This window comes from Streptomyces sp. NPDC055400, assembly GCF_053644375.1.
The window spans coordinates 36,917-63,604 of sequence record NZ_JBSHLM010000023.1; the positions used below are offsets into that span (position 1 = coordinate 36,917).

The 26,688-nt window shown below is 69.8% G+C and carries 20 protein-coding genes and 1 pseudogene; 5 read left to right on the top strand and 16 right to left on the bottom strand.

What is annotated here, in order from left to right:
• Positions 1-29: 29 nt before the first annotated feature.
• Positions 30-1,007 carry a quinone oxidoreductase family protein gene (locus tag ACWIGU_RS42345; RefSeq protein ID WP_454407203.1) on the bottom strand — a complete coding sequence of 326 codons (978 nt, stop codon included), beginning with the start codon at positions 1,005-1,007 and terminating at the stop codon, positions 30-32.
• 133 nt (positions 1,008-1,140) lie between these two features.
• On the opposite strand from ACWIGU_RS42345, the gene ACWIGU_RS42350 reads away from it, so the two are divergent.
• Complete coding sequence (locus tag ACWIGU_RS42350) at positions 1,141-1,485, top strand: ArsR/SmtB family transcription factor (RefSeq protein WP_406110604.1); 345 nt, start codon at positions 1,141-1,143, stop codon at positions 1,483-1,485.
• Between the two features lie 73 nt (positions 1,486-1,558).
• Here the strand turns inward: ACWIGU_RS42350 and ACWIGU_RS42355 are convergent, their stop codons facing one another.
• Positions 1,559-2,173, bottom strand: a complete 615-nt coding sequence (locus ACWIGU_RS42355) for a hypothetical protein (RefSeq protein ID WP_454407204.1) — start codon at positions 2,171-2,173, stop codon at positions 1,559-1,561.
• A 545-nt stretch (positions 2,174-2,718) separates the two neighbouring features.
• Here ACWIGU_RS42355 and ACWIGU_RS42360 point away from each other — a divergent pair.
• Positions 2,719-2,898, top strand: a pseudogene (locus tag ACWIGU_RS42360) (hypothetical protein); the annotation flags it as partial.
• Between the two features lie 466 nt (positions 2,899-3,364).
• On the opposite strand, the gene ACWIGU_RS42365 reads toward ACWIGU_RS42360, so the two are convergent.
• Positions 3,365-3,907, bottom strand: a complete 543-nt coding sequence (locus ACWIGU_RS42365) for a hypothetical protein (protein ID WP_454407206.1) — start codon at positions 3,905-3,907, stop codon at positions 3,365-3,367.
• 242 nt (positions 3,908-4,149) lie between these two features.
• On the opposite strand from ACWIGU_RS42365, the gene ACWIGU_RS42370 reads away from it, so the two are divergent.
• Positions 4,150-4,659 (top strand): hypothetical protein, encoded by a 510-nt coding sequence (locus ACWIGU_RS42370; protein ID WP_454407207.1) that lies wholly within the window; start codon positions 4,150-4,152, stop codon positions 4,657-4,659.
• Between the two features lie 286 nt (positions 4,660-4,945).
• On the opposite strand, the gene ACWIGU_RS42375 is transcribed toward ACWIGU_RS42370, so the two are convergent.
• From ACWIGU_RS42375 to ACWIGU_RS42410, 8 genes are all read right to left on the bottom strand, one after another.
• Positions 4,946-5,710, bottom strand: coding sequence for an SDR family NAD(P)-dependent oxidoreductase (locus ACWIGU_RS42375; protein ID WP_454407208.1), 765 nt, complete (start codon positions 5,708-5,710; stop codon positions 4,946-4,948).
• A 63-nt stretch (positions 5,711-5,773) separates the two neighbouring features.
• Complete coding sequence (locus tag ACWIGU_RS42380) at positions 5,774-6,538, bottom strand: ATP-binding cassette domain-containing protein (RefSeq protein WP_454407209.1); 765 nt, start codon at positions 6,536-6,538, stop codon at positions 5,774-5,776.
• Positions 6,510-8,450, bottom strand: coding sequence for a dipeptide/oligopeptide/nickel ABC transporter permease/ATP-binding protein (locus ACWIGU_RS42385; protein WP_454407210.1), 1,941 nt, complete (start codon positions 8,448-8,450; stop codon positions 6,510-6,512). The genes ACWIGU_RS42380 and ACWIGU_RS42385 overlap by 29 nt, the downstream gene beginning before the upstream one ends.
• Positions 8,447-9,388: an ABC transporter permease gene (locus ACWIGU_RS42390; protein ID WP_454407211.1), complete on the bottom strand. Its 942-nt coding sequence runs from the start codon at positions 9,386-9,388 to the stop codon at positions 8,447-8,449. The genes ACWIGU_RS42385 and ACWIGU_RS42390 overlap by 4 nt, the downstream gene beginning before the upstream one ends.
• Before the next feature lie 16 nt (positions 9,389-9,404).
• Positions 9,405-10,979 (bottom strand): ABC transporter substrate-binding protein, encoded by a 1,575-nt coding sequence (locus ACWIGU_RS42395; protein WP_454407213.1) that lies wholly within the window; start codon positions 10,977-10,979, stop codon positions 9,405-9,407.
• A gap of 40 nt (positions 10,980-11,019) precedes the next feature.
• Positions 11,020-12,942 (bottom strand): CocE/NonD family hydrolase, encoded by a 1,923-nt coding sequence (locus ACWIGU_RS42400; protein WP_454407215.1) that lies wholly within the window; start codon positions 12,940-12,942, stop codon positions 11,020-11,022.
• 111 nt (positions 12,943-13,053) lie between these two features.
• Positions 13,054-14,088 carry an alpha/beta hydrolase gene (locus tag ACWIGU_RS42405; protein ID WP_454407216.1) on the bottom strand — a complete coding sequence of 345 codons (1,035 nt, stop codon included), beginning with the start codon at positions 14,086-14,088 and terminating at the stop codon, positions 13,054-13,056.
• Between the two features lie 81 nt (positions 14,089-14,169).
• On the bottom strand, positions 14,170-15,786 hold the full coding sequence (locus tag ACWIGU_RS42410; protein ID WP_454407217.1) for an AMP-binding protein: 1,617 nt from the start codon (positions 15,784-15,786) through the stop codon (positions 14,170-14,172).
• A gap of 144 nt (positions 15,787-15,930) precedes the next feature.
• On the opposite strand from ACWIGU_RS42410, the gene ACWIGU_RS42415 reads away from it, so the two are divergent.
• Both ACWIGU_RS42415 and bglX read left to right on the top strand, forming a co-directional pair.
• A complete protein-coding gene (locus ACWIGU_RS42415; RefSeq protein ID WP_454407219.1) occupies positions 15,931-16,797 on the top strand; it encodes a response regulator transcription factor in 867 nt (288 codons plus the stop codon).
• A gap of 276 nt (positions 16,798-17,073) precedes the next feature.
• Positions 17,074-19,302, top strand: coding sequence for a beta-glucosidase BglX (bglX, locus tag ACWIGU_RS42420; RefSeq protein ID WP_454407220.1), 2,229 nt, complete (start codon positions 17,074-17,076; stop codon positions 19,300-19,302).
• A 112-nt stretch (positions 19,303-19,414) separates the two neighbouring features.
• On the opposite strand, the gene ACWIGU_RS42425 is transcribed toward bglX, so the two are convergent.
• The 5 genes from ACWIGU_RS42425 to ACWIGU_RS42445 form a co-directional block, all read right to left on the bottom strand.
• On the bottom strand, positions 19,415-20,749 hold the full coding sequence (locus ACWIGU_RS42425) for a flavin monoamine oxidase family protein (protein WP_454407221.1): 1,335 nt from the start codon (positions 20,747-20,749) through the stop codon (positions 19,415-19,417).
• A 199-nt stretch (positions 20,750-20,948) separates the two neighbouring features.
• Positions 20,949-23,912 (bottom strand): aminotransferase, encoded by a 2,964-nt coding sequence (locus ACWIGU_RS42430; protein WP_454407222.1) that lies wholly within the window; start codon positions 23,910-23,912, stop codon positions 20,949-20,951.
• A 52-nt stretch (positions 23,913-23,964) separates the two neighbouring features.
• On the bottom strand, positions 23,965-24,405 hold the full coding sequence (locus ACWIGU_RS42435; protein ID WP_356284224.1) for an Lrp/AsnC family transcriptional regulator: 441 nt from the start codon (positions 24,403-24,405) through the stop codon (positions 23,965-23,967).
• A gap of 342 nt (positions 24,406-24,747) precedes the next feature.
• Positions 24,748-25,407, bottom strand: coding sequence for a response regulator transcription factor (locus tag ACWIGU_RS42440; protein WP_454407223.1), 660 nt, complete (start codon positions 25,405-25,407; stop codon positions 24,748-24,750).
• Positions 25,407-26,606 carry a sensor histidine kinase gene (locus ACWIGU_RS42445; RefSeq protein WP_454407224.1) on the bottom strand — a complete coding sequence of 400 codons (1,200 nt, stop codon included), beginning with the start codon at positions 26,604-26,606 and terminating at the stop codon, positions 25,407-25,409. The genes ACWIGU_RS42440 and ACWIGU_RS42445 overlap by 1 nt, the downstream gene beginning before the upstream one ends.
• Positions 26,607-26,688 lie beyond the last annotated feature (82 nt).

Genomic DNA, 26,688 nt, shown 5'->3' on the forward strand with positions numbered 1-26,688 from the left:
GTTCGTGTGCGGCGTGCGATCGGGCGCGGTCAGTCGGCCACGCGCAGCAGCAACTTGCCCGTCGACGTACGCCCGCCCATCAGCCGGTGGGCCCCGGCGGCGTCGGACAGCGCGAACTCCGCGGTCACGGGCAGCGCCACGGTGTTGTCCGTGGCGGTACGGAAGGCACGTTCGGCCAGCGCACGCAGCGCAGCGGGGGCCGACTGTGCCAGCGCCAGGATGGAGAAGCCGCTGACGGAACGGCCCTGCGCATACAACTCGGGCTGTCCGACCTGCCAGGGCTCCGCCCCACTGGCGTTGCCGAAGGACACCAGCCGTCCGAAGACGGCGAGCGCGTCGAGGCCGCGGCGAAGGGTGTCGCCGCCCACGGGGTCGAGCACCAGGTCGACGCCCGCGCCGCCGGTAGCCCGGCGGACGCCATCGGAGAAGGAGTCGGTGAGGAACACCTCGTCATAGCCGTGCTTGAGGGCGTACTCGGCCTTGGCCGCGGTGGACACCACTCCGTACACCGCACCGGCACCGGCTGCCCGGGCCAGCTGCCCGGCCGCCGTCCCGACCCCACCGGCGGCCCCGTGCACCAGAACGCTCTCACCGGCACGCAGCCGGCCCACCTCGTGGAGCAGGGCGTGGGCGGTCGGCAGTACGGTGGGGAGCGTGGCAGCGGTGCGCAGGTCCAAACCGTCGGGGAGCGGGAAGACGGTGGCCGCGTCGGCGACTACGACTTCCGCGTAAGCGCCGCCGTCGACGAGCGCGGCGACCTCCTGCCCGGGACGCAGTCCCTCGACCCCTTCCCCGACAGCGCGGATCCGCCCCGAAGCCTCCAGTCCCGGCCGGAACGGCAGCGCGTCCACCCGATACCCCTCGGCGCGCGCCTTGAGGTCGGCGAAGTTCACGCCCACGTACGCTGCGTCGATCGTGACCTGCCCCGGCCCGGGCTCAGGCGTGTCGGCCTGTACGACCTCCAGCACCTCCGGACCGCCGTACTCCCGGAACTCGACTGCACGCATGCCAGAACGCTCCCCTCGCCAAGTGTTCAATCAAAACCGAACACCGAGAGCGTATGATGCACATCGAACACTAAGCAAGCGACAAGGGCCATCCGGTGCGTCCCACCGTGTGCCGAGCAGCGAGGAGCGGGGTATGTCGGACCAGGCCACCGGAGGAAGCCACCGCCCGGCACCGGTCCACACGCACCCCGACGAGGTCTCTGTCCTCACCGCGCTGTCCGCGGTCTCCGACCCCGTACGCATCGAACTGATCCGGGAGTTGGCCTCGTCTCCCGACTGGACACGCAGTTGCGGCAGCTTCGACGTACCCGTCGGCAAGGCTGCGAAGAGCCACCACTTCACGGTCCTGCGCGGAGCCGGGCTGCTCGAGCAGCGCGACGAAGGGCCCAAGCGGGTCAACCGGCTGCGCCGCGAGGAATTCGACGCACGCTTCCCCGGCCTGCTCGATCTGATCCTGCGCGCCGACAGCGTCACGTGAGGCGGTAGCCGAACGTCTCCGACGGTGGGGAGTCGGCCCTGATGGTGGTGCAGTGGCAGGCCCACGACAGCAGCTACGAAATGAAGCCCCGGGTCACGTGCGTTCCGGTCCCGTCGTTCTCGGCGTGGTAGTTGGACGTGCCGACACAGTCGCTGTACTCGTAGTTGGCTCTGGACGTGCCGCTCAGGCCGCCCGCGTCCGTGGTGGTCGGACCGCCGAACACGGCATCGGACCTGGGCATTTCCGCGCAACTCGGGATCCCGGCGTAGTACTCCACGAAACCGCCTTGTGAGCCCTGGAGTTTTCCGCTGCCCGACGGCAGGTTCCAGGAACCCAGGTGCACTGATACACCGGTGACCGAGTCCGTCGCAGTTCCCTTCCAGGTATCGGTCCCGGTCCGTTCGACTTTGATGTCGTACCGGTGGCCGTAGACGGCGTCGAAGTCCACCGCGCAGGTCACGCCAGGCCCGCCGTCGGCGCCGGCATGGCAGAGCGGGTCGGTCGTGGTCGCTCCGTCGGTGAAGGTGGAGAACCGTGCCGAGAGCCGCTCGTGACCGCCGCTGTTCTCCCGTGGCTGGAGGCCGGTATAGCCGAAGGCGTGCGCGAAGTCGAATTGCTGGGCGAAGTAGATGCCGCTCTGGTGCGCCGTCTCGGGGTTCACGGTGATGGGGAAGGTGATGTTGCTCATCCCGTCGGCCGGGACGTTGGGGATCGACCATCCTATGGAGACATTGCCGCCGCCCACGGCCGCAGACGCGGCCTGCGGAGTCAGTGCGAGCAGACTCGCAGCTGCGCCAACAATGGCACAGCGATGAAGAGTTGAGGTGGTTCGGCGTGACATGTGCTGTCCCTCTCTCGATGTGTGGGGCATCAGGGGCTCGCAGATTCACCGCAGCCGCAAGGAGTGATGACTGCGAGGACGCACTGTCCGGAGAAGGAGGCGCGCGTCATGGGGAGGCTTCGTCCACGCCACCGTTCACCTGAAGGGTGCGCCGTGGCATTCCCTCAGGGCTCCTACCACACAGGTTGTACTCGCTCGCACCTAGCGGCTCCATGGACGAATGTGTAACGGGACTTGGACTCTTCGCTGATTCCTGAAGCGCCGACCGCGAGGCGTGGACGGGTTCCCCACCGCCATGACGTCAGGCGCCGAAAGCGTTCCGCTGCAGTGGAACTTGAGCGGTGCGGTGCCGAGTAATTCGCCGTCGTTCCGATGGCGGGGTTGTGAGGACCGCGCTGCACAACTGCTTGGCAGACAAGCAGGCCGGCCCCCTCGCCGCCGGCCACCCGGCCCTTCCACCGCACGTCATCGCGGAGTTGCTCACTGAAACCGACCGGCAGGTGGTGGAAGCCGCAGCCGCAAACCCGTCGCTGCCGCGCGCCGTGATGTCGGGTCTGTTGCCTCAGCTGTAGTCGTTCTGCCGACCCGCCAGTGGGTCAACATCCTTCAGATGAAGGGGAGTTACGTCACGCGATGCTTCCTGACGGGGCGGCCTGCCGGACCGCGGCCACCAGGGCCGAGCAGCCGAGTACGGCCAGGTCCTTGCTGAGCTTCTCCTGGTGGTCCAGCAACCAACGTGATGCCGATTCCAAGGTCAAGGATGGATGCGGGTGCCCTGGTGCCGCAGGGCTGTCACCATGACCTGCGCCGGGGCGGTGGGGCGCGGCCGGGTGACCGCGCCGGTCGCGCGCGATCGTTCACGGCCTCGCCTCCGTCGCGGCGGGCAGCGGAGTTCCAACTCCTTGAGCAGCCCGGTGCCGGCGCGGGTCCATCACACGAGCCCGTCCCAGTCGACCGGTCCGGCGGCACCACACTTCCCGCGAGGCTGGGGATCAGCCAGCCGTCCGCCATGCGGCTGTGCGGACGGCGGATAGGGTTTCAGTCGGTGATGTACCAATTGCTCTTGAGGTACTCCAGGGTGCTGCTGCCGAGCTCGCTCTCGGAGAAGGTGACGGAGGCCCTGATCGCTTCGGTCGGGATCTCGACCTTGTCGGGGGCCGGCACAGCGACGCGCTGCGGATCGACCGTCGCAGTTTGCAGGGCCTTCTTCTGCGCAGGCGAGATCATCTGGAACGTGACGACGAACGTCGACTTGCACGGGCCGAAGCCCTGGTCCTCTGCCTGCTTCGCGGCGGGCCCGGCCACTTCGCAGACCGTGTTGATGTCCTCACGGCCCACAGCGTGGAGGTACTGCTCGTACCGCTGGATCGCGCCCTCCTTCGTCCTGGGCGCGGGCTGGTCCGCGGTCGGCTCGGCCGACGGCTTCTCGGTCCGAGGGGACGCGGACGGCGTGGCCGACGGTTTTTCGGGCCGCGCCGATTCGGACGACTGCGAAGGCTTCGCGGCCGTGGACGTGTCTTCTTCCGACTTCTCCGGACCACACGCGCACGCCGCCAGCGCCACGCAAGTCGTTACCGCCACGCTCACCAGCGTCCGAACTCGCATCCAGTCCCCCTCAGCAACAGTCGGCAACAAAGGAGGACACGCGAGATCTGGGGGAACGGTTCCTGAGCCGGTCCCGTCCTGCGGGTTGAGGGCGGCCACCGCGGTCGTCGCCGGTCGACCCGGCCGTGGTCAACAGCGGTACAACCTTGCCCTCTTCAAGATCGTCTACTTGTCGAGGAATTGGAGCGTCCGGCTCCCCGACACCCTTGGGGGATGCAATGCACAGAGTCTCCGTCGGCCGCGCCCTGAGGCTGGGAGCGTGCGGTACCGCGGTAGCGGGCCTGTTGGTGCTCGGCCTGGGAGCTGGGACTGCAGCGGCCTCCGACACGCTGTGGATCCAGTCGCCGTACGAGCTGAACGTGCCGCTCGGCGTCGACGGCGGCGAGGCCCCGGCCCGCTCGCTCGACCTCGGGCTCTACCACGACAACAGCAACGTCTCGGTCACCGACGGTCGGTTGACGCTCGACGTCTCCGGGCTCGCCGGAGTGGCCGACATCATCTGGCCGGCGAACTGCACGCCCGAGGGCGCCGTCGCGGTGTGCACGGTCGACGGCGAGATCCCGGTGACCAACGTCGACGCCGTGCACCTGGGGATCCGGGCCGCCACCGGCGCGCTGAAGGGCGCGCAGGGCACCGTCACGTACACGGCGACAGCCACCACGCCGTCCGGCGCGATGAAGTCGCCGCAGGGCTCCAGCACGTCACGAACCGTCAGGGGAACACATTGACCGGCCCAGGGACGCCGCTCGGCCCCGGCGCCACAGGCTCTCACCCCCCGTTCGACCAGCGGCGCTGTCACCAAATGCGGGACCGGGACATCCTGGTCGAACCCGGCTCCCAGTTGGTGATCAACGGCGGTGCGCCGGGGGCCGCCACCGGGTGGGCGCGGTAACGGCTGCCAACCAGCCGCATCTCACCCCCACTTGGCCCGGCTACGTCAACCGGGGGTCCGGATCCGCGTCCCCACTCAGGGCGGCCCTCGCACCGCAGGAGACAGTCGGCGCGCATTCCTCGTCAGCGCGGCCCCATGCGGATCGCGCCGTCGAGGCGGATGGTCTCCCCGTTCAGCATCGGGTTGGCGATGATGTGTTCGGCCAGCGCCGCGTATTCGTCCGGGTCGCCCAGGCGTGCCGGGTGGGGGACCTGGCTGCCGATCGTCGCTCGTGCGTGATCGGGCAGACCGGCGAGAATGGACGTGGCGAACAGGCCCGGAGCGATGCTCACCACACGGATCAGATGCCCGGCGAGGTCCCGCGCGACGGGCAGGGTCATGCCGCTGACGGCCGCTTTGGATGCCGAGTAGGCGGCCTGTCCGATCTGCCCGTCGAACGCGGCCACAGAGGAAGTGGTGATGATGACGCCGCGTTCGCCGGCGACGGGGTGAAGAGCCGCTATGCGCTGTGCGGCGAGCTCGACCACATTGAACGTGCCGAAGAGGTTGACCTCGACGACCCTGCGGAACTCGGCAAGTTGGGCATGGTTGTCCGCCTTCCGTGCCATGCGGAAGGCGGACAGGATGCCCGCGCAGGTGACCACCGCGCGCAGGGGGCCCAGTTGCTCGGCGGCGTCGAGTGCCGCGGTGATCTGTTCGGGGCGCGTGACGTCGGTGGGGATGAACCGGGCCTGGCTGCCGAGCTCGCCTGCGGCATGTGCACCGTCCGTGTTCTCCAGGTCGGCGATGAGTACCTTGCCGCCGGCTCTGACCAGTCGGCGTGCCGTCGCCAGGCCGAGGCCCGAGGCGCCTCCGGTGATCAGTGCGACGTTGTGGGTGATGTCCAAGGGGCAGGATTCCTTCGTGGTGGACGGATGGGGGTCTGGTAGAGGCGCGGGTCGGTCGTGTGGCTATGTCGCTGCCAGGAGCGCGCGCGTGTACGGGTGGGTGGGCCGGGTGAGGGTCTGCGCGGCAGGGCCCTGTTCGACCAGGGCTCCGCCCCGCAGGACCGCGGCGCGGTGGGCCATGTGCCGGACCACGTCGATGTCGTGTGAGATGAACAAGTACGCGATACCCAGGTCCTGTTGGAGCGTGAGCAGGAGATTGAGGATGTGGGCCTGCACGGACAGGTCGAGGGCGCTGGTGGGCTCGTCGCAGATGATGAGGTCCGGCTGCAGGACGAGTGCCCTGGCGATCGCGATCCGCTGGCGCTGACCGCCGGAGAAGGCGGCCGGGTAGCGGTCGGCGGCGTCCGCGGGCAGGCCGATGCGGACGAGGGTTCGGCCGGCGCGCGCCGTGGCCTCGGCGCGAGTGAGCGGGCGGGTCAGATACAGCGGCTCTGTGAGGGTCTGGCCGATGGTGCGCGACGGGTTGAGGGAGCCGTAGGGGTCCTGGAAGACCACCTGGATGCGGTGGGCGAGTTGGCGTCGGCGGGCGGGTGTCGCGTACGTGATGTCCTCTCCTCGAAAGCGGATGCTTCCGGCTGTGGGGCGGACGAGGCCCAGGACCGAGTTGCCGATGGTGGACTTGCCGGAGCCCGACTCGCCGAGCAGGCCGAGGGTCTGGCCCTCGTCGAGGTGGAAACTCACGCCCCTGACCGCGGTCCTGGCGGTGCCGCGGCGGCGTTCCCGGTAGGTGACCTGCAGGTCATGGACATCCAGAAGCGGTGTGGTCACGTCGGTCTCCGGGGGTCAACTCGTGGTGTCTGAGGCAGCGGGTCCGGCGGCCGTCGGCAGGTTCGGCGAGCGGGATGCGCCCCACCGTGCAGTCGGGGACGGCGAGTTCGCAGCGCGGGGCGAAGTGACAGCCCTGCGGCCAGTCGGCGGGGGCGGGGACCGTGCCGTGGATCGCCGGCAGCGTTTGGCCGGGAGCCGTGTGGCGGGGTGCGGAGGCGAGCAGGCCGGCCGTGTAGGGGTGCGAAGGGTGGCTGAACAGGTCGGTGGTGGGCGCCGACTCGACGATGTGGCCCGCGTACATGACGTAGGTGCGGCGGCACATCGCGGCGATCACGTTCCAGTCGTGGCTGATGAGGAGGATGGCCAGGCCGTGCCGGCGCTGCAACTGGCGTAGTAGATCGAGGATGTCGGCCTGCACCGTCGCGTCGAGGGCGGTGGTGGGTTCGTCGGCGATGAGCAGGTCGGGTCCGCCGGCCAGGGCCATGGCGATGGCGACGCGCTGGGCCATGCCGCCCGACAACTCGTGCGGATGGCGTGCGGCGACGCGGTGCGGCTCCGGCAGGTGCACCTGCCGCAGCAGATCGAGGGCGTGGGCGGCGGCGGCCTTGCGGGTGCCGCCGTGGTGTCGGCGGATCAGCTCGGCGACCTGCCGGCCGACCGGGAACATCGGGTCGAGGGAGGCCTGGGGTGTCTGCGAGATGAGACCGATCCGGGTACCGCGCAGTGCGCGTACGGCCGACGGTCCGGAGGCTGTCAGATCGGTGCCGTCGAAGACGATGCCGCCTTGGACGACGCGGCCCGCGCCGGGCAGCAGCCCGAGGACGGCCCGGCCGGTGATGGACTTCCCACAGCCGGATTCGCCGATGAGGCCGACCGTCTCGCCGGGTTCGACGTCGAGGCCGACATCCTCGACGACGGTCGTCATGCCGTTCGGTCCGGGAAGGGCGACCGAGACGCCTCGTAGGGAAAGCAACGCGCTTGTGGATGTGGCGTGTTGAGGAGGGGGTGCCGTGGGCTTGGGGAGTGTGGCGCAGGCGGCTCGTCCGTTCGTGACCCTCGTGGTGCGCTGTGCGGAGGTGTCGCGTACGGCGTCGCCCAGCAGGCCGCAGGCCAGGATGGCGAGGCCCAGGACGAGGCCGGGCGGTACCAGGAGCCACGGCTGGCGGTCGGTCACCGCGGCCGCGTCCGCGATCATGTTGCCCCAGGTCGGAGCAGGAGGACCGGCGCCGAAGCCCAGGTAGGCAAGGCCTGCGTCGATCATCAGGGCGCCGCCCGCGAACAGGGAGATCTGTACGACGACCGTGCCCGTGACGCGGGGCAGCACATGACGCAGCAGGATGTGCCGCCGCGCCAGACCGCTGACGCGCGCAGCCGCCACGTACAACTCCTCACGAACGGCGAGTGTCGAACCGCGCACCACGCGGGCCAGACCCGGGGCCACCAGGACACCGAGTGCGCACATCGCCGCCACGGGGTGGCCGCCGACAACCGCGAGGACGACAAGGAGGGTGACCAGGACCGGGATGGCGAGCATGACGTCCACGACCCAGGTGAAGACCCGGTCGACCCACCCGCCGAGGAACCCGGCCGTCATGCCGCTGCCCGCGCCCACGACCAGGACCGTCACGATCGCCACGGCGGCGTCGAGGAGGCTGGTGCGGCCGCCGTACAGGAGCCGGCTCAGTACGTCCCGTCCCAGGTTGTCGGTGCCGAGCACGTGCTCGGGGCTCGGCCCTGACAGCACGTGGCCGAGGTCGGTCGCCCGCGGTCCGTACGGCGCGAGCCACGGGGCGAGCAGCGCAGCCGCGATGAGCAGGGTCAGGTAGCCGAGCGCTGCGCAGGCGACGGGGCGCCGCAGCAGTGCGGGCAGTCGTGGACGCCGCCGGCGAGGCACCGGGACGGGATCTGTCATGGCACACGCACCTTCGGGTTGAGCCGGCCGTAGGCGAGGTCGACGGTGAGATTGACGACCACGACGATCAGGGTGAAGACGACGACCACCCCCTGGATCACGGGAATGTCGTGCTGAGTGGTGGCCTGGACGGCGAGGGAACCGAGGCCCGGCATGGCGAACACGGCCTCGACGAAGACGGTGCCGCTGAGCAGTCCGACGAAGGTGAGGCCCACGAGCGTGACCACGGGGAGCGCGGCGTTGCGCAGGGCGTGCCGCCAGATGACGGACGTCTCCGAAGCGCCGCCGGCGCGCAGCGCGGTGATGTAGTCGCGGGAGAGCGCGTCGAGCATCGCGTCCCTGGTCTGTTTCGCGAACACCGCGAGTCCGGGCAGGGCCAGGGTCGTGACGGGCAGGACGAGGCCGCGGGCCCAGGCGGCGGTGGAGTCCGTGAACGGGACGTAGCCGGTGGCCGGGAACACCGGCAGGGCCACCGAGAACAGGGAGACGAGGATCAGAGCGAGCCAGAACCCCGGCAGCGCGTAGCCGAGGAGCGAGATGACGTCGACGGCGCGGCCGATGCGCCCGCCGCGTACCGCGCTGAGCACCCCAAGACCGACGCCCAGCAAGGTGGTGGCGGCCGTGGTGCACAGGACCAGGGAGAGCGTCACGGGAAGGCGGCCCGTGATCTCGGCGCCGACGTCGAGCCCACTGACGGGTGACGTGCCGAGGTCGCCGGTCAGGGCGTGCCTGAGCCAGTGCGCGTACTGCGTCAACAAGGGTGTGTCCAGGCCGAGTTGATGGCGTAGTTGGCGGTGGGCCGCGGGGCTGTAGTGGTCGCCGAGGATGGTGCGGGCCGTGTCGCCCGGCGTTGCCGACTGCAGCAGGAAGGCAATGAGGGAGACCACGAGGACCAAGGCGGCGGAGATCAGGAGGCGGCGTGCGAGCAGGCGCAGCATGGGGGTCGGCGTCCGGCTACTTCGCCGGTCGCCAGTCGACCGGGCTGGGGAAGGGTTTGCCCTCTTGCGTGCCGATGTCCACGGTGTCCAGGGAGAAGAGGAACACCGGGCTGAGGCACACCGGCAGGAACCAGGCCTGTTCCGTGACGCGCCGGACGATGTCCCGGTCCAGGCCCGCTCGCGTCGCGCCGTCGGCTGCGGCGGCTTGCCGGTCGAGCTTCTGCACCTGTGCGTCGGAGCTGTGGAAGGGGTTCATGCCGACCGCCTCGCGCAGCCACAGTCCGCGCCCCATGAAGTAGACCGGCAGCGCGCCCCAACCCATGGTGCTTGCCGGGAACTTGGTGATCACCTGGGCGGCCGCGGTCGCCTCCTTGGCGGTGATTTTGAGAGTGACGCCGATCTTCTCCAGGTCGGCGGCCACGGCCTGGGCGATCTCGCCGGGGAAGGCAGGGGCCGAGGGGACGACGACGGGCAGGGTGAAGCCGTCCGAGTGGCCCGACCGGGCGAGCAGTTGCCGTGCCTTGTCCGGGTCGTGCGGGTAGAAGACGGTGTCGTTGTGGCCGTCCTGGCCCGGTACGGCGGGCTGGTCGGTCGCCACTCCGTACGAACCGAGCAGCGCCTTCGTGATCCTTGCCCGGTCGACCGCGTAGTTGAGGGCCTGGCGGACGCGTACGTCGCCGAGGGGACGGCACAACGTGCCTGCGCGGTCGTTGAGTTGGAGCCCCATGATGATGTTGGGGCTCGAGTCGATGCGCATCCCCGCCCGGTGGGCGCCGCCCGCGATGGCGTAGCTGCCGGAGATCACGTCGACCTGGCCGGTCTTGAGCGCGGCCAGGGCGGTGTTCTCGTTGGGCAGGACCTTGATGACGACCTTCGAGTAGCGGCGGTCCTCCGTGTTCCAGTACGTAGGGTTGGGGACGTAGGTGTAGTGGTCGCCGCTCACGCTCTGGGCGGGGGCAAGGGTATAGGGGCCCGCGCCGAAGGTCCGGGCGGAGAGTCCCCGGGGGTCGGCGAGCGCCTTCGGGCTGATCAGGTTGCCGGCGAAGTAGTCCTGGGTGAACAGGGCGGGCAGCTGCGGGTGCGGCTGGGAAAGTGCGAGGTGCACGGTGTGTTCGTCGACGGTGTCCACCTGGGAGACGGGCGCGAGGAAGGCGGCCGCCTGCCCGGCCGCCTTCTGGAAGTACGAGATGTTCTTGCGCACGGCGTCGGCGTTGAGCGGAGCGCCGTCGCTGAAGGCCACACCCTTGCGCAGGATGATCTCGAAGGCCGTGTTGCCGCGGCCGAGGTATCTCCAGGAGGTGGCGAGGCGGGGCTTGAGGCTGCCGTCCGGCGCCCGGTGGATCAGCGGGTCGTAGGCCGGGTTGATGTAGAACAGGGACTCCCCGCCGCCTTTGGCCGGGTCGAGGCTGGCCGGCGGCCAGAACTGGCCGATGCGCAAGGTGGACGTCGAACTGTTCTTGCTTGACGCCGAGTTGGTCTGGCAGGCGGTGAGGGAGAAGCCTGAGGCGAGGAGCGCGGAGCCGGCGGTGAAATGCCGCCGTGAGATCGCGCCGCGTGGCGGCGGCATGGGAATGGTGTCGGTGTCGCTCATGGTCGGGGAACCTTTCCGGGGTTCGGTGGTGCGGTGCGGTTCACGCCTGCCACGTCCGGTCGAGCACTACGGTGCCGTCGACGGTGACCCGCCCGGTGGCCTGCGCCGATGCGGCGGTGGCGGTGATGCTCGCCTGGACGGTGACGCGCTCGCCGGTCTCGGCGTGCACCGTCCCGTCGGCGGTGAGAGCGATCGTGGACTGGCCGGGGCTGGTGCGGTGTGCCGTGGCGACGGTCTCCTGCGTGCCGTGCATGCGGTGGGCTCGGCCGTGCGTGTGCCGGATGGCGGCGCCGTCGTCACTCGCCTTGATACGGACCGAAACGGTGCCGCCCAGCACATCGTTGGCGATCTCCCATACGGGCGGCGTCGCGCCCGGCGATTCGGACGGCACTTCAACAGGTACTGGAAGCAACGCCATCAGGGCGTCCAGGTCCGGCTCCGGAAGCTCGATCTGTTCGGCGTGCGCCGCAGTTCCGGGCGGGATGACGGGAAGCGACAGCTCGGCCACGTCCGGCAGTTCGTCACTCTCGTGCTCCTGCGGCCACACGCGGGGGAAGTCCCCGGGAGCGATGACCACGCGCAGCCGGTGACCTCGGGGGACCTCGTACGAGGTCGGCGCGAGCGCGAACGTGGCACTGGCCCCACCGGTTGCCTCCAGCCCCGCGCAGATGAGGGTGGAGCGCCCCGCGGGATCGACGTCGGCGAGTTTCACCGAGTAGCGCGACCACGCCCCGGTCACGGTCACCCGCGGGCGCCCGCACAGCAGAACCGGCTCCCCGAGCGGCGGCGAGGTCAGACACACGGAGTGGCTGTCGTCCTCGTGCTGGTCCAGGGGCAGCCCGAACGGCCCGGCCGGAACTGCCCACAGGCCGCTGAGTGCCCCGGTCGCCGGATCCGGTGACGACACCGGTTCGGTGCGCTGCCACGCGGCGAGGTCACACCCGGGATCTGTGGTCGTACCCGGTGGCCAGTGGGGGAGACCGAGCCAGCGCGGCCTCTCACCTTGAACGTGGACGCTCACCGGGGCCGCCTTGTCCGCGTCGTTCGGCTCGTCCCGCAGCCACCGGTCCCACCAGGTGAGGGCGAGCTGGAGGAAGTCGACTGGGGCGTGCGGGGACTCGCCCGGCATGGTGTGCAGCCACGGGCCCGCGACGAGCCGTTTGGGCCCGGCCATCTCCTCGTACGCGGCGAGCGTGCCCTCGCAGAACAGGTCGCGCCAGCCCGCGAAGCACAGGGCGGGAACCTCGATGGCGGCAGCGTCGATGCGGCCCCGCTCCCACATGGCCCGATCGGATCCGGTCCGGAAGAGGTCGAGCAGGTGGGGCTCGGTGCGCATCCGGTGCCGCCAGCGCGACTGCTCCATCGGGTCGGCGAAGTCGTCCAGTGGGGGCAGGAGTTGACCAAGGAGCATGGTCATCGACCAGATGCCGAGCGGACCGAGGGCACCGCGGGCACCGCCGGGGCTGACGAAGTCGCGGCCCGGATCGGTGGTGGACTCCAGCACGACGATCGCGCGGAGCGCGGCGGGGCGCAGGGCAGCGGTGCGCATCGTCGTCATCCCGCCGTACGAGCCGCCCCACATGCCGACGGTGCCGTCGCACCAGGGCTGTCGTACGGCCCAGTCGATCGCGGCGAGGGCGTCGTCCGCCTCACCCGGATCGAAGGGCGGGCGCCGCCGGCCGTCGGACGAACCGAGGCCCCGCAGGTCCAGCAGGAGCGAGGGGTAGCCGCGCGACGCGAAGAAGCGGAACGCCGCCGAGCCCGAGAGCGCGGTGACATCACGGCGGTAGGGGAGCACGGTCAGCAGCAAGGGGGCGGGGTCCGCGCCCTCGGGCAGGAACAGGTCGCCGGAGAGCGTGAGGCCGTCGTCGTCGGTGGGGATGCGTACGTCGCGGTAGACGGTGACATCGTGGTGGCGCTCTTCGGTGCCGGTCGACGGCGGGGGAAGGGGGAGCTCGTCCATCAGTGCCTTTCGCAGGGGCGCATCGGGGATGGTGTGGCACTCGGCGGGTTCCGCGGGCCCGTGTCAGGTCGGGCCCGCGGAACGCGCCCTCGCGGCGGCGCGGGAGTCAGGTCACGCGGCGATCGCGTTCATGAGGAGGGCGTACGAACGGTGCAACTCGCGTTCCCAATAGGGCCAGTTGTGGATACCGGGCCCGTAGAAGTCGGTGGTGACGTGCGCCCCTGCCTGCTGCAGTCGTTCCACGAACGCCTTGCCCATGATTTCCATGAGGGGTTCGATGTTGGGGTCCGCGGGCGTTCCGGGCGGCTCGAAGGGGCCGGGCTGACCGTTCCCGCTGGACACGAACAGCGGGATGTCCTTCAGGGCGAACGCGAGATCGGCGGGACTGTGCGCCGCCCACCTCCCCGGGTCGACCGCCGGATCGCCCCACAGCGCGTCCGGGTCGTACCCCTCCAGCTGCACTGTCCCCTGGACCAGCGCGGGACCGTCGAAGGGGCTCGGGTCGTGCGGGCCGGTGTAGGTGGGGTAGACGACGCCACTGAAGGAGGCGGCGGCACGGAACAGGCCGGGGTGGCGGGCCGCGTACGCCATCGTGCCGAGGCCGCCCATGGACAGGCCGGCGATGGCGCGCTGCGGCCCGGCGCCGTAGCCGGTCTCGAGGATGCGGAGCAGTTCCACGAGGTGGAAGTTCTCCCACCGGGGTGGGCCGTCGACGCCGTGGTTCCACCAGTCCGAGTAGAAGCCCGCTCTGCCGCCCGTGGGCATGACGACGAGCACCCCTGTGTCCTGGGTGAGCGTGGTGACGTCGGTGGAGCGCGTCCACGAGGTGTAGTCGTCACCCGCGCCGTGCAGCAGGTACAGCACGGGCCAGGTGCGGGTGGGGTTCGGCGTCCAGCCCTGCGGCAGCAGGAGGCGGACCTTGGCGGCGGGGTCGGCGAGGGAGGGGGAGTCGATGGTCAGGTCCAGTGTTCTGGCGTCGATCCGGTCCTCGGCGACGACGCGCGCGTCGCCGATCGTGGCTTGTGCCTTCGCGTGTGTCTTTGCGTGTGCCGGTGTCTGTGCCTGTGCCGGGGTTCGGCCGAGAGTGACGGCGCCGACCGTGGCCGTGGCGCCGATGAGGAAGGAGCGTCGTCCTATGCGGGGCATCGTTGCCTCCTGGGGACAGGGACTGGGGGACAGTAATGAAGTTCGAAACAGGGGGAGTTGGGCCGGCACACGGCCGGCGATTTACGGCTGCCCGCCGGTGCGCAAGAGGTAGCGCTGCAGCTTGCCGCTCGGCGTACGCGGCAGGTCGCCGACGAAGTGGATCCGGCGGGGGTACACGTGCGCGGCCAGCCGCGTCTTGACGTGCTGCTTGAGTTCACCGGCGAGCGCGTCGCCCGGCTCGACACCGTCGCGCAGGACGACGTGGGCGACCACGACCTCGCCGCGAAGTCCGTCCGGTGCGCCGACCACGGCGGCCGCGGCGACGGCGGCATGTTCTTCGAGGACGGACTCCACCTCGTACGGGCCGATGCGATAGCCCGCCATGAGAATGACGTCGTCGTCGCGCGACGCGAAGGTGATGTGGCCGTCGGCGGCCTTGGCGGCGCTGTCGCCGGTGAGGTACCAGCGGCCGTCTTCGGTGAAGCGCTCGGCGGTGCGCTCCGGTGCGTCCCGGTACCCGGTGAACCACATCAGTTCGCTGGCCGCGCAGTCGACGGCGAGCCGTCCGGTCTCATCCGGGGAGGCCACCTCGTCGGCGTCCGGCCGCAGCACTTCGAGCCGCCAGCCCGGCAGGGCCCGGCCCATGGAACCGGGACGCAGCGGCGAACTCACCTCCGGATGCCAGCCGTTGGCCGCCGCCATCCCGAGCTCGGTCTGCCCGTAGTGATCGCGCACCGGCACCCCGAGGGTCCGGCCGGCCCACTCCACGACATCCGCGCCCAGCGGCTCACCGGCCGACGAGCAGCAGCGCAGGGCGAGTCCTTGCGGTGGGGACACGTCGCCGGCGCGCAGCGAGCGGTACACGGTGGGCCCCGCCGTGAAGTTGGTGACGCCGAACTTCTCGAGGACCGACCAGGTCAGCTCCGGCGAGAACCCACCGTGCAGCAGCAGGCTGGAGCGTCCGAGCGCGAGCGGCCCCACGACCGCGTAGTACAGGCCGTACGCCCACCCGGGATCGGCGGCGTTCCAGAACACGTCGTGCGCCCGGTGGTCCAGGCCGAACTCCTGGTACGCCGCCATCGCGGCGATGGCCCGCAGCGGAATCGGCACGGCCTTCGGGGCGCCGGTGGTGCCCGAGGTGAACAGTTCCACGAACACCCCGTCGCCGCCGACCGCCACCGGCTGCGGCAGCGGGGCCGCGGTGAGCAGCTCGGTGAAGGACAGATCGGTGCCGTACGCCGGGCCCGTGGTGATGACGTTCAGGGCGAGCCGGGCCGAAATTCCGTCTCCCGGATCGAGTTTGGCGCGCTGCGCCGGATCGCAGATCACGGCCTTTGCGCCGCTGCCGTTGACGCGCAGGGCCACCGCGGGCCGGGCGAACGCGGTGAACAACGGGACCTGCACGGCGCCGAGGCGCCAGATGGCGAGGGCGGCAACGACCAGGTCCGCGGACTTCGACATCAGCGTCGCGACCCGGTCGCCCGCGCCGATCCCCAGGCCCTGGAGCGCGGCGGCGAGCCTCGCGGACCGCTCATGGAGTTCGCCGTAGGTGACCTCCCGGCCGGCGAGATCCGGCTCGACCACGGTCAGGGCGACCGTGTCCGGCGGATGCCGGTCGCACAGGAGCCTCGCGGCGCAGGCATCGGGACTTGCGAAGGCTGCCAGATGCTGCGCGATGCGTTCGTGCGGCAGAGGCATTGCGACTCCCCGGATTCGTGGGGCAAGGTGCTTGCCCGACTGTTAACCCGATGTTTCCGGTGCGGTGGACAGCTCGGATACCCCCGACTGAGGGGAGGCGCTCCAGCCTCGCCGCCCTCAACCGGCGCGACTTCAGGAGGCCGCGTGAACCGCTTGGCAGCAGCAGACGATCAGACGCACATCCATCGCACCCTGGCCCGGCTCCGCGCCGCGACGGCTCTGCCGCTCGCCTTCGGCGGTGTGGTCAATGCCGGCATGCAGGTTCAACTCACCCAGTTCGCCGGGGGGATCGCGGGGGCCCTGCGCGGAGCCGTACTCGATCCCGGCCGTGGCCTCGGCGGCAAAGTCGTCGCCTCGCGCCGCCCCCACCTGGTCAACGACTACGTAGCCTCACCCGGCATCAGCCACCACTACGACCACATCATCCAGGCCGAGCACCTGCGCGCCATGGTCGCCGTTCCCGTGGTGGTACGCCGCGAAGTGCGAGGGGTGCTGTACGGCGCCGTGCGCAGCGCCGAGCCGCTCGGCGACCGGATCATCCAGTCCGTCGTCGACGAGGCCAAGGAGCTGGAGCAGAACCTGGCCGTACGTGACGAGATCGCTCACCGTCTCGACCGTCTGGACCAGCCCGACGGCCCCGACCGAGGCGGCAGGCGCGCCGGATCCAGCGGCGAGGAGGCCACCGTCCGCGAGGCGTTCGCCGAACTGCGGATCCTGGCCCAGAGCATCAGCGACCGCGCCGTCCGCGAACGCATCGAAGCGGTCTGCGCCAAGCTGGCACCCGCGCAGGGCACCCACGCCGAGGCGTCGAGCCTTCCGGCCTTGTCCACTCGGGAGTTGGACGTCCTCGCCTGTGTGGCCCTCGGCTGGACCAACCCGCAGATCGGGGAGGAACTCGGTCTCACCGTCGAGACGGTGAAGAGCTATCTGCGCAGCGCAACACGCAAGCTCGGCGCACGCACCCGCCTGGAAGCGGTGGTCGGCGCACGCCGCCACGGTCTGCTGCCCTGATGTGATCTGCGGGTCTGTGGTGTTGCCGGAATCCGGGAGGGGTTGACAGCGGACCGCAGCTGTCGGATACGGTCCGTGGCTCAGCGGGGGAGCGGCGCGTCAGGACGCCGGTTCATCGCTCATATCCCTGGCGCACAGGGCCAGTTCACCCCTGCACGCGGTAGCACCGTTTGTGCAGCGACGCGTGTGTGGTCTTCGCGTACGCATACGCGCTCGCGTGCCGCTGGGCGGACCCCTGTGCACGCACTCCCTCCCACACTCCGCGGAGACGACACCATGGACACCCCTGCGCTGCACGCGGCTGAGATCGACGCGCTCCTCGGCCGGATGACCCCGGAGGAGAAGCTGGGCCAACTCCAGCAACTCGCCTGGACGGGCGACACGGGCCCGACCCGGGGACAGGCGGATCTCATCGAGGAGCTGGCCCGCACGGGCCGAGTCGGCTCCGTACTCAACCTCCACGGCGCCGGGCGTACCAACTACGTGCAGCGCCTCGCGGTCGAGGAGTCCCGGCTCGGCATACCGCTCTTGTTCGGGCTCGACGTCATCCACGGATTCTGGACCACCTTCCCCATCTCCCTTGCCCAGGCGGCGAGTTTCGACCCGGACACCGCGCGCGTCGACGGTGAGATCTCGGCACGGGAGGCTCGGTCCAACGGCGTCCACTGGGCGTTCTCGCCCATGATCGACGTCACCCGCGACCCCCGCTGGGGGCGTATCTCGGAGAGCTGCGGCGAAGACCCCCATCTCGCCTCGGTCTTCGCGAAAGCCAAGGTGCGCGGCTATCAGGGGAGTGGCGCGGTCGGCGGCCCCATCCCGGGGCATCACGTGGCCGCCTGCGCCAAGCACTTCGTGGGCTACGGGGCGATCGAGGGCGGACGCGAGTACAACACCGTGGATCTGTCCGAGTCCCGGCTCAGGAACCTGCACCTGCCGCCGTTCCGGGCAGCGGTGGATGCCGGGGTCGCCACGGTCATGGCCGCGTTCAACTCCGTCAACGGCGTCCCGGCCCATGCCGACCCCCGCACTGTGACCGGCATCCTCAAACAGGACTGGGGCTTCGAGGGGGTGGTGGTGAGCGACTGGACCGGCGTCGAGGAGCTCATCGCACACGGGTATGCCGCGGACCGTGCGGAGGCGGCCCGCCTCGCCCTGAACGCCGGTTGCGACATGGAAATGGTCAGCAGATGCCTGGCCGACCACGGGGCCGGGCTCGTGGCCGACGGTCGCATCGCCGCGGAACGCCTGGACGACGCCGTGGCGCGCGTGCTGCGTCTCAAGTTCCGCCTGGGCCTGTTCGACCAGCCCTACACCGACGAACCATCCGCCCTGAGCGGTCCGACCGCGCACACCCGCCGGGCGGCCCGGCGCGCCGCTGCCCGCTCCATGGTGCTGCTCAAGAACGACGACGCGCTTCTTCCGCTGCCCCACGGCCTCGGCTCCCTTGCGGTGGTGGGCCCCTTCGCCGACTCGACCGACCTGAACGGCGCTTGGGCCGGCCCCGGGGGAACCGCATTCCCGGCCGTCACCGCGTTCGCGGGCATAAGAGAGGCTGCTGGGCGCGCAAACATCCGTTATGTCAGGGGAGTTGAGGCAACGGGCAGCGACACCGCGGGAATCACCGAAGCCGTCGAGGCGGCCCGGCAGGCCGATGTGACCGTGATCGTGACCGGAGAACCCGCCGAGCTCAGCGGCGAGGGAGGCTCACGCAGCGACATCGGTCTACCGGGCGCCCAGGACGCATTGATCGAGGCTGTCGCGCGCACGGGTCGCCCCTTCGTCGTCGTCCTCACCGGCGGGCGTCCGCTCGCGCTCGGTGCCTGGGTCGAGGACACGCCTGCCGTAGTGGCCGCTTGGCACCCGGGGATCGAGGGGGGCCGTGCCCTGGCCGACATCCTCTTCGGCAGGGTCAACCCCGGCGGCAAGCTCCCGGCTGCCTTCCCCCGTGCCACGGGGCAGATCCCGGCCCACTACAACCACGAGAGCACGGGCCGGCCTCTCACCTCCGCAGACCATGCCCCTCGATACGGCTCGCGCTACCTCGACCTGCCGGCCGGCCCGCGCTTCCCCTTCGGCCATGGCCTGAGCTACACCACGTTCGAGATCAGCAGCCCTCGTCTCGGCTCCTCGACTCTCACCACTCAGGACTTGTCGGACGGCGCGACCGTTGACGTCTGGGTGACCGTACGCAACTCGGGCGACCGTAGCGGCGACGAGGTCGTCCAGCTCTACCTCCACGATCCGGTCGCCAGCCTGGTCCAGCCGGTGCGCCGTCTGCGCGCCTTCCGCCGCGTCACTGTCTCCTCGGGCCGGACCCGCACTGTGCGATTCCGCCTCACCGCCGAGGACCTCGGCTTCTGGTCCAACGACCCGACGGGCGAGTTCGTCCTGGAGCCGGGCGACATCCACCTCTACGTGGGTACCAGCTCCGAGTCACCCGCGGAGGCGGGCATCTTGACCATCCTCGCCCCGGGCGACATGTCGCCGACGCACCAGGTGACATGACACTGCGTAAGCCGACCTCAGTCAGTGGCGAGGCACACCCACTCGGGCGGCCGCGCTGCCGGAAGGCCCACATCGGGATCGACGCCGGTGACGTCGGAGGTCACCGGCTCCGTCACCTAGAAGCGTTCACGCCCCGTGTGAGCTCGGCCGGGGAGATCGGAGAACCGAGGATCCGCTCGGCTGCCCGATGCCCTGAGTCGAGCGCGCCGTGGACGGTAGCTGGTTCACGCCCGTAGGTTGCTTCTCCCGCGAAGTGGAGAACGCCGTCGACAGGTCCTGCCATCGCATCGTGGTCGTCGTGCGAGGAGCCGACTGCGACGTAGGAGTATGAGCCGAGAGCGAGAGGGTCGGCGCCCCAGCGTGTGATCCAGTGCGCCACGGGCTCGGGGACGGAGTCGCCGTAGATCTCGCGGAGAGACCTGAGCACCGACGAGACCACCTCTTCATCGGTCTTCTCCTCGATCTCCCGCCCCCAGGCACCGCCGGCGAAGGTCAGCAGCATCGGCTTGCCGCTGATGACGGAGACGTCGTACCAGGAATGCCAGGGGACACCGGCTCGGCCGTGCTGCCGGATCGCGTAGACGTCGTCCTGCCAGAACCGGTCCGGAAACTGGAGGAAGACCTTGTTGAACACGCCCATTCCGAGTCGGGCGATCGGTCCCGCAACGGCTTCGGGCAGCGCGGGCGTGAACTCGATCGTCCCTGCTTTGAGCACGCCCAACGGCACTGTGACGATCACGTGGGCGGCCTCGAACGATTCGTCCTGCGTGTCGACTCGTACCCCTGTAGCGGACCTGGTGATGGCGGTCACGGTCCTGCCCAAACGCACGTCGAGGCCTTCCGCGAGGGCCCGGGGAAGCGCGTCGTAGCCACCCGGGAAGATCACTTCGTCGCCGTCGATGGTGTCTTCGTCGAGTGCGTGAGCGGCTACCTGTTCGATGTCTGCGCCGCATTGCTCTTCCGTGCGATGCCGGTAGAACGCGCGGACCCGGTCGACGCGATCGGGTTCCCAGCCGGTCGCGGCGAGGGCGCGTTCGGCCGCGGTGGCATAACTCTCGTCGTGGCCGGACGCCGCGACGGTCAGCTGGACCAGGTCATCTGCCGTGTCGACGTCGGTGGTCCATTGCCGCGTCGCCGCGTCGTCCAGCAGGCGCCGGGATTCGTCGAAGTCGGCGATGGGCCGCCCGCCGGCCTGGAAACTCCCGACCGTGAACTCGCGCGTCTCCATCTCGAGTGCGGTGACAAGTCCCGTGAGCGGGTTGCCGGTGAGGCCATGGATCCATGAGGCGCCACGGTCGACGGAGAAGCCTGCCGTGCGTTCCGTCCAGATCCGCCCACCGACACGGTCTCGCGCCTCAAGCACGACCACACGTTGTCCTGCGGTGTGAAGCAGTCGAGCTGCGGTGATGCCGGCGATTCCCGCGCCGACGACGATGGTGTCCATCATCTTCTCTCTTCTCAAGGGATCTCAAGGTCGGATCTGCATGTCGGCTGTCGGAGGCAGGCGTGCCGTCGACGGTGCGGTCGGCGCGGGCCGAAAAGGCAGCCTTTCGCGGCGCACGAGGTCGAGGGCGGTGTGGGCGCCGGCCGGCAGATCGAGCTTCGCCTCGGCGCCGCAGCGCGAAGCGCCGACGCCGAGCCCGGTGTCACCAGGTGTGGCCGTGGCCGAGTTGGACGAGGGCCAGGTCGAGCATGTCGGCGAAGAAGTCCGCGGCGGTGGTGTCGATGCACAGCGGCGGCTTGATCTTGAGGATGTTGAGGTGGTCTCCGGTGGGCTGGACGATGACGCCGAGGTCGAGCATGCGGTCGCAGAGCTCGGCGGTCTCTTCGGTGGCCGGCTCCAGGGTGGTGCGGTCCCTGACGAGTTCGAGGCCGAGGTAGAGGCCCGAGCCGTGGACGGCGCCGATGATGCCGTAGCGGTCGGCCAGTGCCTCCATCCGGCGCTTCAGATGACCGCCGACGCGGACCGCGTTGCCCTGGAGGTCCTCGTCGCGCAGGGTGTCCAGGACGGTGAGGCCGACGACGCTGGAGACCGGGCTGCCGCCGGTGGAGGAGAAGAAGTAGCCCTGCTCGCGGTAGCGATCGGCGACCGTCTTGGAGGTGATGACGGCACCGAGGGGGTGACCGTTGCCCATCGCCTTGGCCACACACACGATGTCGGGGATGACCTCCTGCTGCTCGAAGCCCCAGAACCAGTTTCCCAGGCGGCCGTAACCGACCTGGACCTCGTCGGCGACGGCGAGGCCGCCGTGACGGCGCACCGCCGCGTACACCTGGGCGAGGTAGCCGTCGGGAAGGGCAACTCCTCCGGCATTGCCGTAGAAAGTCTCGCCGATGAACGCTCCTGCCGGGCGGCCCGCGGCGGCCAGCTCGTCGATGACCGCGGCGGCTTCGGGCCCGTAGCGCATGGCGTCGGCGCCGCGGTGCCGACCGCGGTAGGAGTTGGGCGAGTCCACGGTGTGGACCCAGCCGGGGCGGGTGGCCAGGGCGTTCGGGTTGTCCTGGAGCGAGGTGGAGACCGCGTCGGAGGCGTACGTCCAGCCGTGGTACGCCTCGCGCAGTGCGACGACATCGTGCTGTCCGGAGGCGCCGATGGCCAGCCGGAGGCCCAGATCCACCGCCTCGGAACCGGAGTTGACCAGGAACACCGTGTCCAGAGGTTCGGGCAGGAGGCCGGCGAGGCGTTCGGTGAACTCGACCACCGAGGCGTAGTGGAACCGAGAGTTGGTGTTGAGCCGTCGCAGCTGCCGGGAGACCACCCGCTCGACGCGGGGATGGGCGTGGCCCAACGGGGTGACGTTGTTGACGATGTCGAGGTACGCGCGGCCGTCGGTGGACAAGAGATGATGGCGCCAACCACGCTCGATACGGGGAGGGTTGGCGTAGTAGTGCTCCTGCACGGTCGCGAACACGGCGTCGCGCCGGTCGAGCAGGTCCGTCCCCTCGGCGAGGCCGCTGGCCGCGAGGCCGAGGAGCGGTGCGGGGTCGGTGGTGAGCGGAAGCCAGCCTGCGGCGTACTCGGGACGTACCAGCTGAGGGACCGCGGGGCCGGCAGCGGCACGCAGCGCGATGTGGATCGAGGCTCCGGCGGGGAGGTGCGCGATGTCCTCACACGCCTGGACCGATGCGCCGACAGAGAGGAGAGGCCGCACCGTGGGCGGGAAGGACAGGGTCAGCACCCGTGAGCCGTGGGCGATCTCGACCTGGCCCCGGTCAGCCACGAGGACCTCCCCCGCAGCGGGAGCCTGTGCCACGGTGGCCCGACCGAGCCACAGGTCGATACCGGTGGGCACCGTGGCTGCGGAAACGGCTGACAGCGCAGGGGCCCGGGTGAGTCGCGCCTGGGCATACCGTGTGGCGACCGCAGCCGCGCCGTTTGCGAGCGGGGCGGAAACCAGCCGGGTTTCGGTGCCGGAGCCGATCCAGGCTCCGTCGTCCATGGCATCGGCGTCGGTGGACAGGTCGACGAGGACGATGTCGGCGGCGGCGAGGTCCCGGAGAAGCGGCTGCGGCGGTGCATCGGCCCGAGCGGGTGCGCCGGCCAGGCCGGTCGCGTCCTTGACGAGGTGGATCATCACCGGAAGGGGCAGGCAGGTGGCCTGCTCGAATATGCGCCACTCGCGGTCGAGCGCCGCCTTGGCATAGGCGTTGTCCCCGTCGACGGCAGCTTGGTGGCGCCCGCTGACGACCAGGCCGGCGGCGCGCAGGACCACGAGCGGCCACAACGCCTCCGCCTCCTCCGGAGAGAGCGGCCGGACGGTGTGGAAGGCGCGGATGGCCGGCAGTACGTGGTGGGGTTCGACCCCGTCGTGGTGGAGCATCGAGGAGAGCGACACGGCGAGTTCGCCGACCGCCCAGCTGGTGGTCACGTCACCGAAGTCGATGACGCCGTCCGGCATGGGGGGCCGACTGCCGGGCGTACGGATCAGATTGTCGTCGGTGAGGTCCAGGTGCACGGCCTGGGACGGCAGTACGTCGGCGACCTGCTGGACGCGTGCCCACGCTTCGGCGGTCGCGGCGCGGACAGCGGCGCGCCGCTCGGGCTCGCCGATGTGCCCGGCGAGCTTGGCGACGACGCGGTCGGCGTACCGCAGGTCCCATTGGAGTACACGATCGAGGCCCGGGTGCCGGAAGTCCCGCAGCGCGGTGCTGACTTTTCCGGCGATCGTGCCCATGGCCGCCATGGTGCTGGGGGAGAGGTGCCGGGGTCCCGAGAGCGTCCCGCCGGGCAGATGCCGCAGCAGTCTTGCGACGGCCGGCCCGCTCTCGGTGTCCACCGCCGCACGACGCGGGGAACCGTCGGGACGCCGCAGGACGGTGGCGACGCGCAGTTCCGGGTGCGCCGAGGAGACCAGGTCGGCGGCAGCGTCCTGGGCTTCGATCTCCACAGCGCCGAAGGCGGGGTTGGCGATCTTCAGAACGGCCAGGTCCGCCCCGTTCCCGTCGCGCAGCAGGAAGTTGGCGTCCTGCTGGCTTCCCAGCGCTTGTGCGTGTGCGTCGAACCCAAGGTGCTGAGCGGCGATGCGCTCGGCGTCGGCCGTCGTCACCCGCGGTGCGGGAAGGGCGTCCTCGGTGAAGAAGTCGATGGTGCGGTGCTCGTCGTGCGACATGCGGAGTTCCTTGGCTGGTACGGGCGGGCTGGGCTGGGACGCTCCGGTGCCCTCAGTCGACGTGCCACAGGAAACGGTGGGTGTGGATCGCGAAGTAGGGGAAGTTCTCCACGGACGCGACACCCTCGACGGGTCGCACGACATCGTTGATGAAGTCCAGAAGATCACGGGGCTGAGCGCACACGACCTCCGCGAACAGATCGAAGCCACCGGACGTCAGGACCGTGTACACGACCTCGTCATGCCGGGACAGCTCATCGGCCACCGCCCGGGGATCGCCGTCGACACGCAGACCCAGGAGCGCCATCGCCTGCTGGCCCATCGTCATCGGATCGGTCACCCCGACGACCTGGACGGCCTTGGCGTCGATCATCCGCTGCAGCCGGAGCCTCGCAGCCGAGGGCGACAATCCCACCTTCGGTCCCAGATCTGCATAGGGAATCCGGCCGTCGACCTGCAGCTCCCGCAGGATGGCCCGATCGATGTCGTCCATGAAGCACCTCTCACCCCTGGCCAAACAGCTGGCCCTGCGCTTGTTTCAAGCACAATGCCCGACTGCAACGCTCGTATCAAGTGCCACGGCGATCGAATCACGAATATCGAGGGTGTTGGGTACGCGAAAGTTACTCAGGCCCGGTGAAGTCCCCGGTCGTGGCGGCATCCCGAGCTGGCAGCGGCGGGGCGTCGCGGGGGTGACCCATTTCCTGGTCGCCCGTGGAGATCGCCAAGGCACCTTGGGGGGCTTGTCGTCCAAGCCGGGATGCGCTGGTGAAGAAGGTATCGAAATGGGCCTGGCCGGCCTGTGGCTGCTGTTTCGGGGTCCTGCCCAGCAGGCTCAGGGGTAGAGGCCGGCCCGGAAGGTGAACGAGACGAGTTGTGCGCGATCACGTGCGCCGACCTTCGTCATGGCCCGCACCGCATGCGTCTTCACGGTGAACGGCGACACGGACAGCTGGGCCGCGATCTCGTCGTTGCCCAGACCGCTCGCGACGAGAACCACCACGTCCCGCTCCCTGGGTGTCAGAGCGTCGAATCGTCGCAGCAGTTCCTGATCGATCACCGGGGGCGGACTGTCGGTCATGTGACCGATGAGCGCGGCCGTGGCGGCGGCGGACAGTGCACCACCACCGCCGACGACCTCGGTGATTCCGGCGACGAGTTCAGCAGGGCTCACGGTCTTGCTCAGGAAACCGTTGGCACCCGCGCGAAGAGCGGCGAGAACGATGTCGTCCTGATCGAAAGTGGTCAGCACGATCACGCGCACCTTTTCGGGTGGGTGTTCTTTACGGATCCGTCGGGTGGCTTCGACACCGTCGATGCCGGGCATGCGGATGTCCATCAGGACCAGGTCGACGGGGTGGTCTCGGAGGAAGGGGACGACCTGGAGTCCATCGGAGAGATCACCCGCAACGACGAGACTCGGGTCGAGCACAAGCATCGCTCGGATGCCGGCCCTGATGTCGTCCTGGTCGTCGACGATCAGAATCTGTGTCATCAGACGACGGCTCCCAGGGGGCTGAACTCCGCACGGACCCGGAATCGCCCGCCGTTCCTGTCGATCGTCAGTCGCCCACTGGAAGACTCGACGCGTTCGCGCATCCCCACGAGTCCGAGTCCACTGCCCGAGTCGGAGCCGCGGAGTGAATGACCGACGCGGTTCTCCACAGTGACGCAAATCCTGCCGTCGCGCTCGCGCACATCCACCGTTGCCGTCCCTTCTCCATGCCGGTAGGCATTCGTGAGTGCTTCTTGCACGACCCGGTAGACCGTCACCCCGACGCTGGGCTCCACGAAACCGGTGGGGATGTCGATGGAGGGCTGGATGTCGAGGCCGATGCTCTCGAAAGAAGCGATGAGCCCTTCCAGGCCGCTGAGCGCCGGGGTCGGCCGGAGCGCCTCGTCGTCGGAGATGTCGTCTCCGAGGCGGAGGAGCGCGAGGATCCGTTGCGTCTCGACGACGACGGTGCGGGCGCTGGACCTGGCTGATACGAGGGCCTGCCGGGACGATTCGGCGTCTTCAGGCAGACCGATCTCCGCAGCACCGAGATGCAGGCTCAGCATCGCGACTTGGTGGCCGATGACGTCGTGGAGGTCTCGGGCGATGCGGAGTCGTTCTTCGGTCACTCGTCGGGTGGCTTCGATCTCTCGGGTGGCGATGGCGTTTTCGGCCCGTTCCTCCAGGATCCACCAGTGGTCTCTATGGATGCGGAGCGCGCCCCCTGTCGCACCTCCTGCTATGGCCGAGAAGAGGGCGGCGGCGCCTACGACCGCGCCGCCACGGAATCCTCCTAGCGTCATGAAGGCGCCCAGGAAGAACGCCGCCACGATGGCGGTTCCGGCCAGCGGCTGTTTTCCCCTGAAGGTGACCGAGAACAGCACGAGCACCGCCATCATCCACACCGACAGGGGGTCGTGGCCGACCGCTGTGACGGCGAAGGATGCTGCGCTCGTCACGACCAGTCCTGCCCACGGCTTCCACCATGAGAGGGCGACACCGCCACCGGCGAGCAGTACGGAGAGAGCTGTCAGCCAGTCCGATCCCCTCACTACCACTGCCACGATCTGACCGGTGAACACCAGCGCGGCCACTGAATAGGCGACGAGGTGCAGCACCTCGGGGCGGTGGATCCACAGGGGTGCCGCAGGCCCGTCTTCAGTGTTCTGCGCCTTGACCATGACCTGATTGTCGTCCACGCGTGCTGTGACCGTGTACTTCGAACGAAGTAGACGGCGCACCTCCTCATCGGTGGAGACGGCAGAACTCGTTCGATCGATG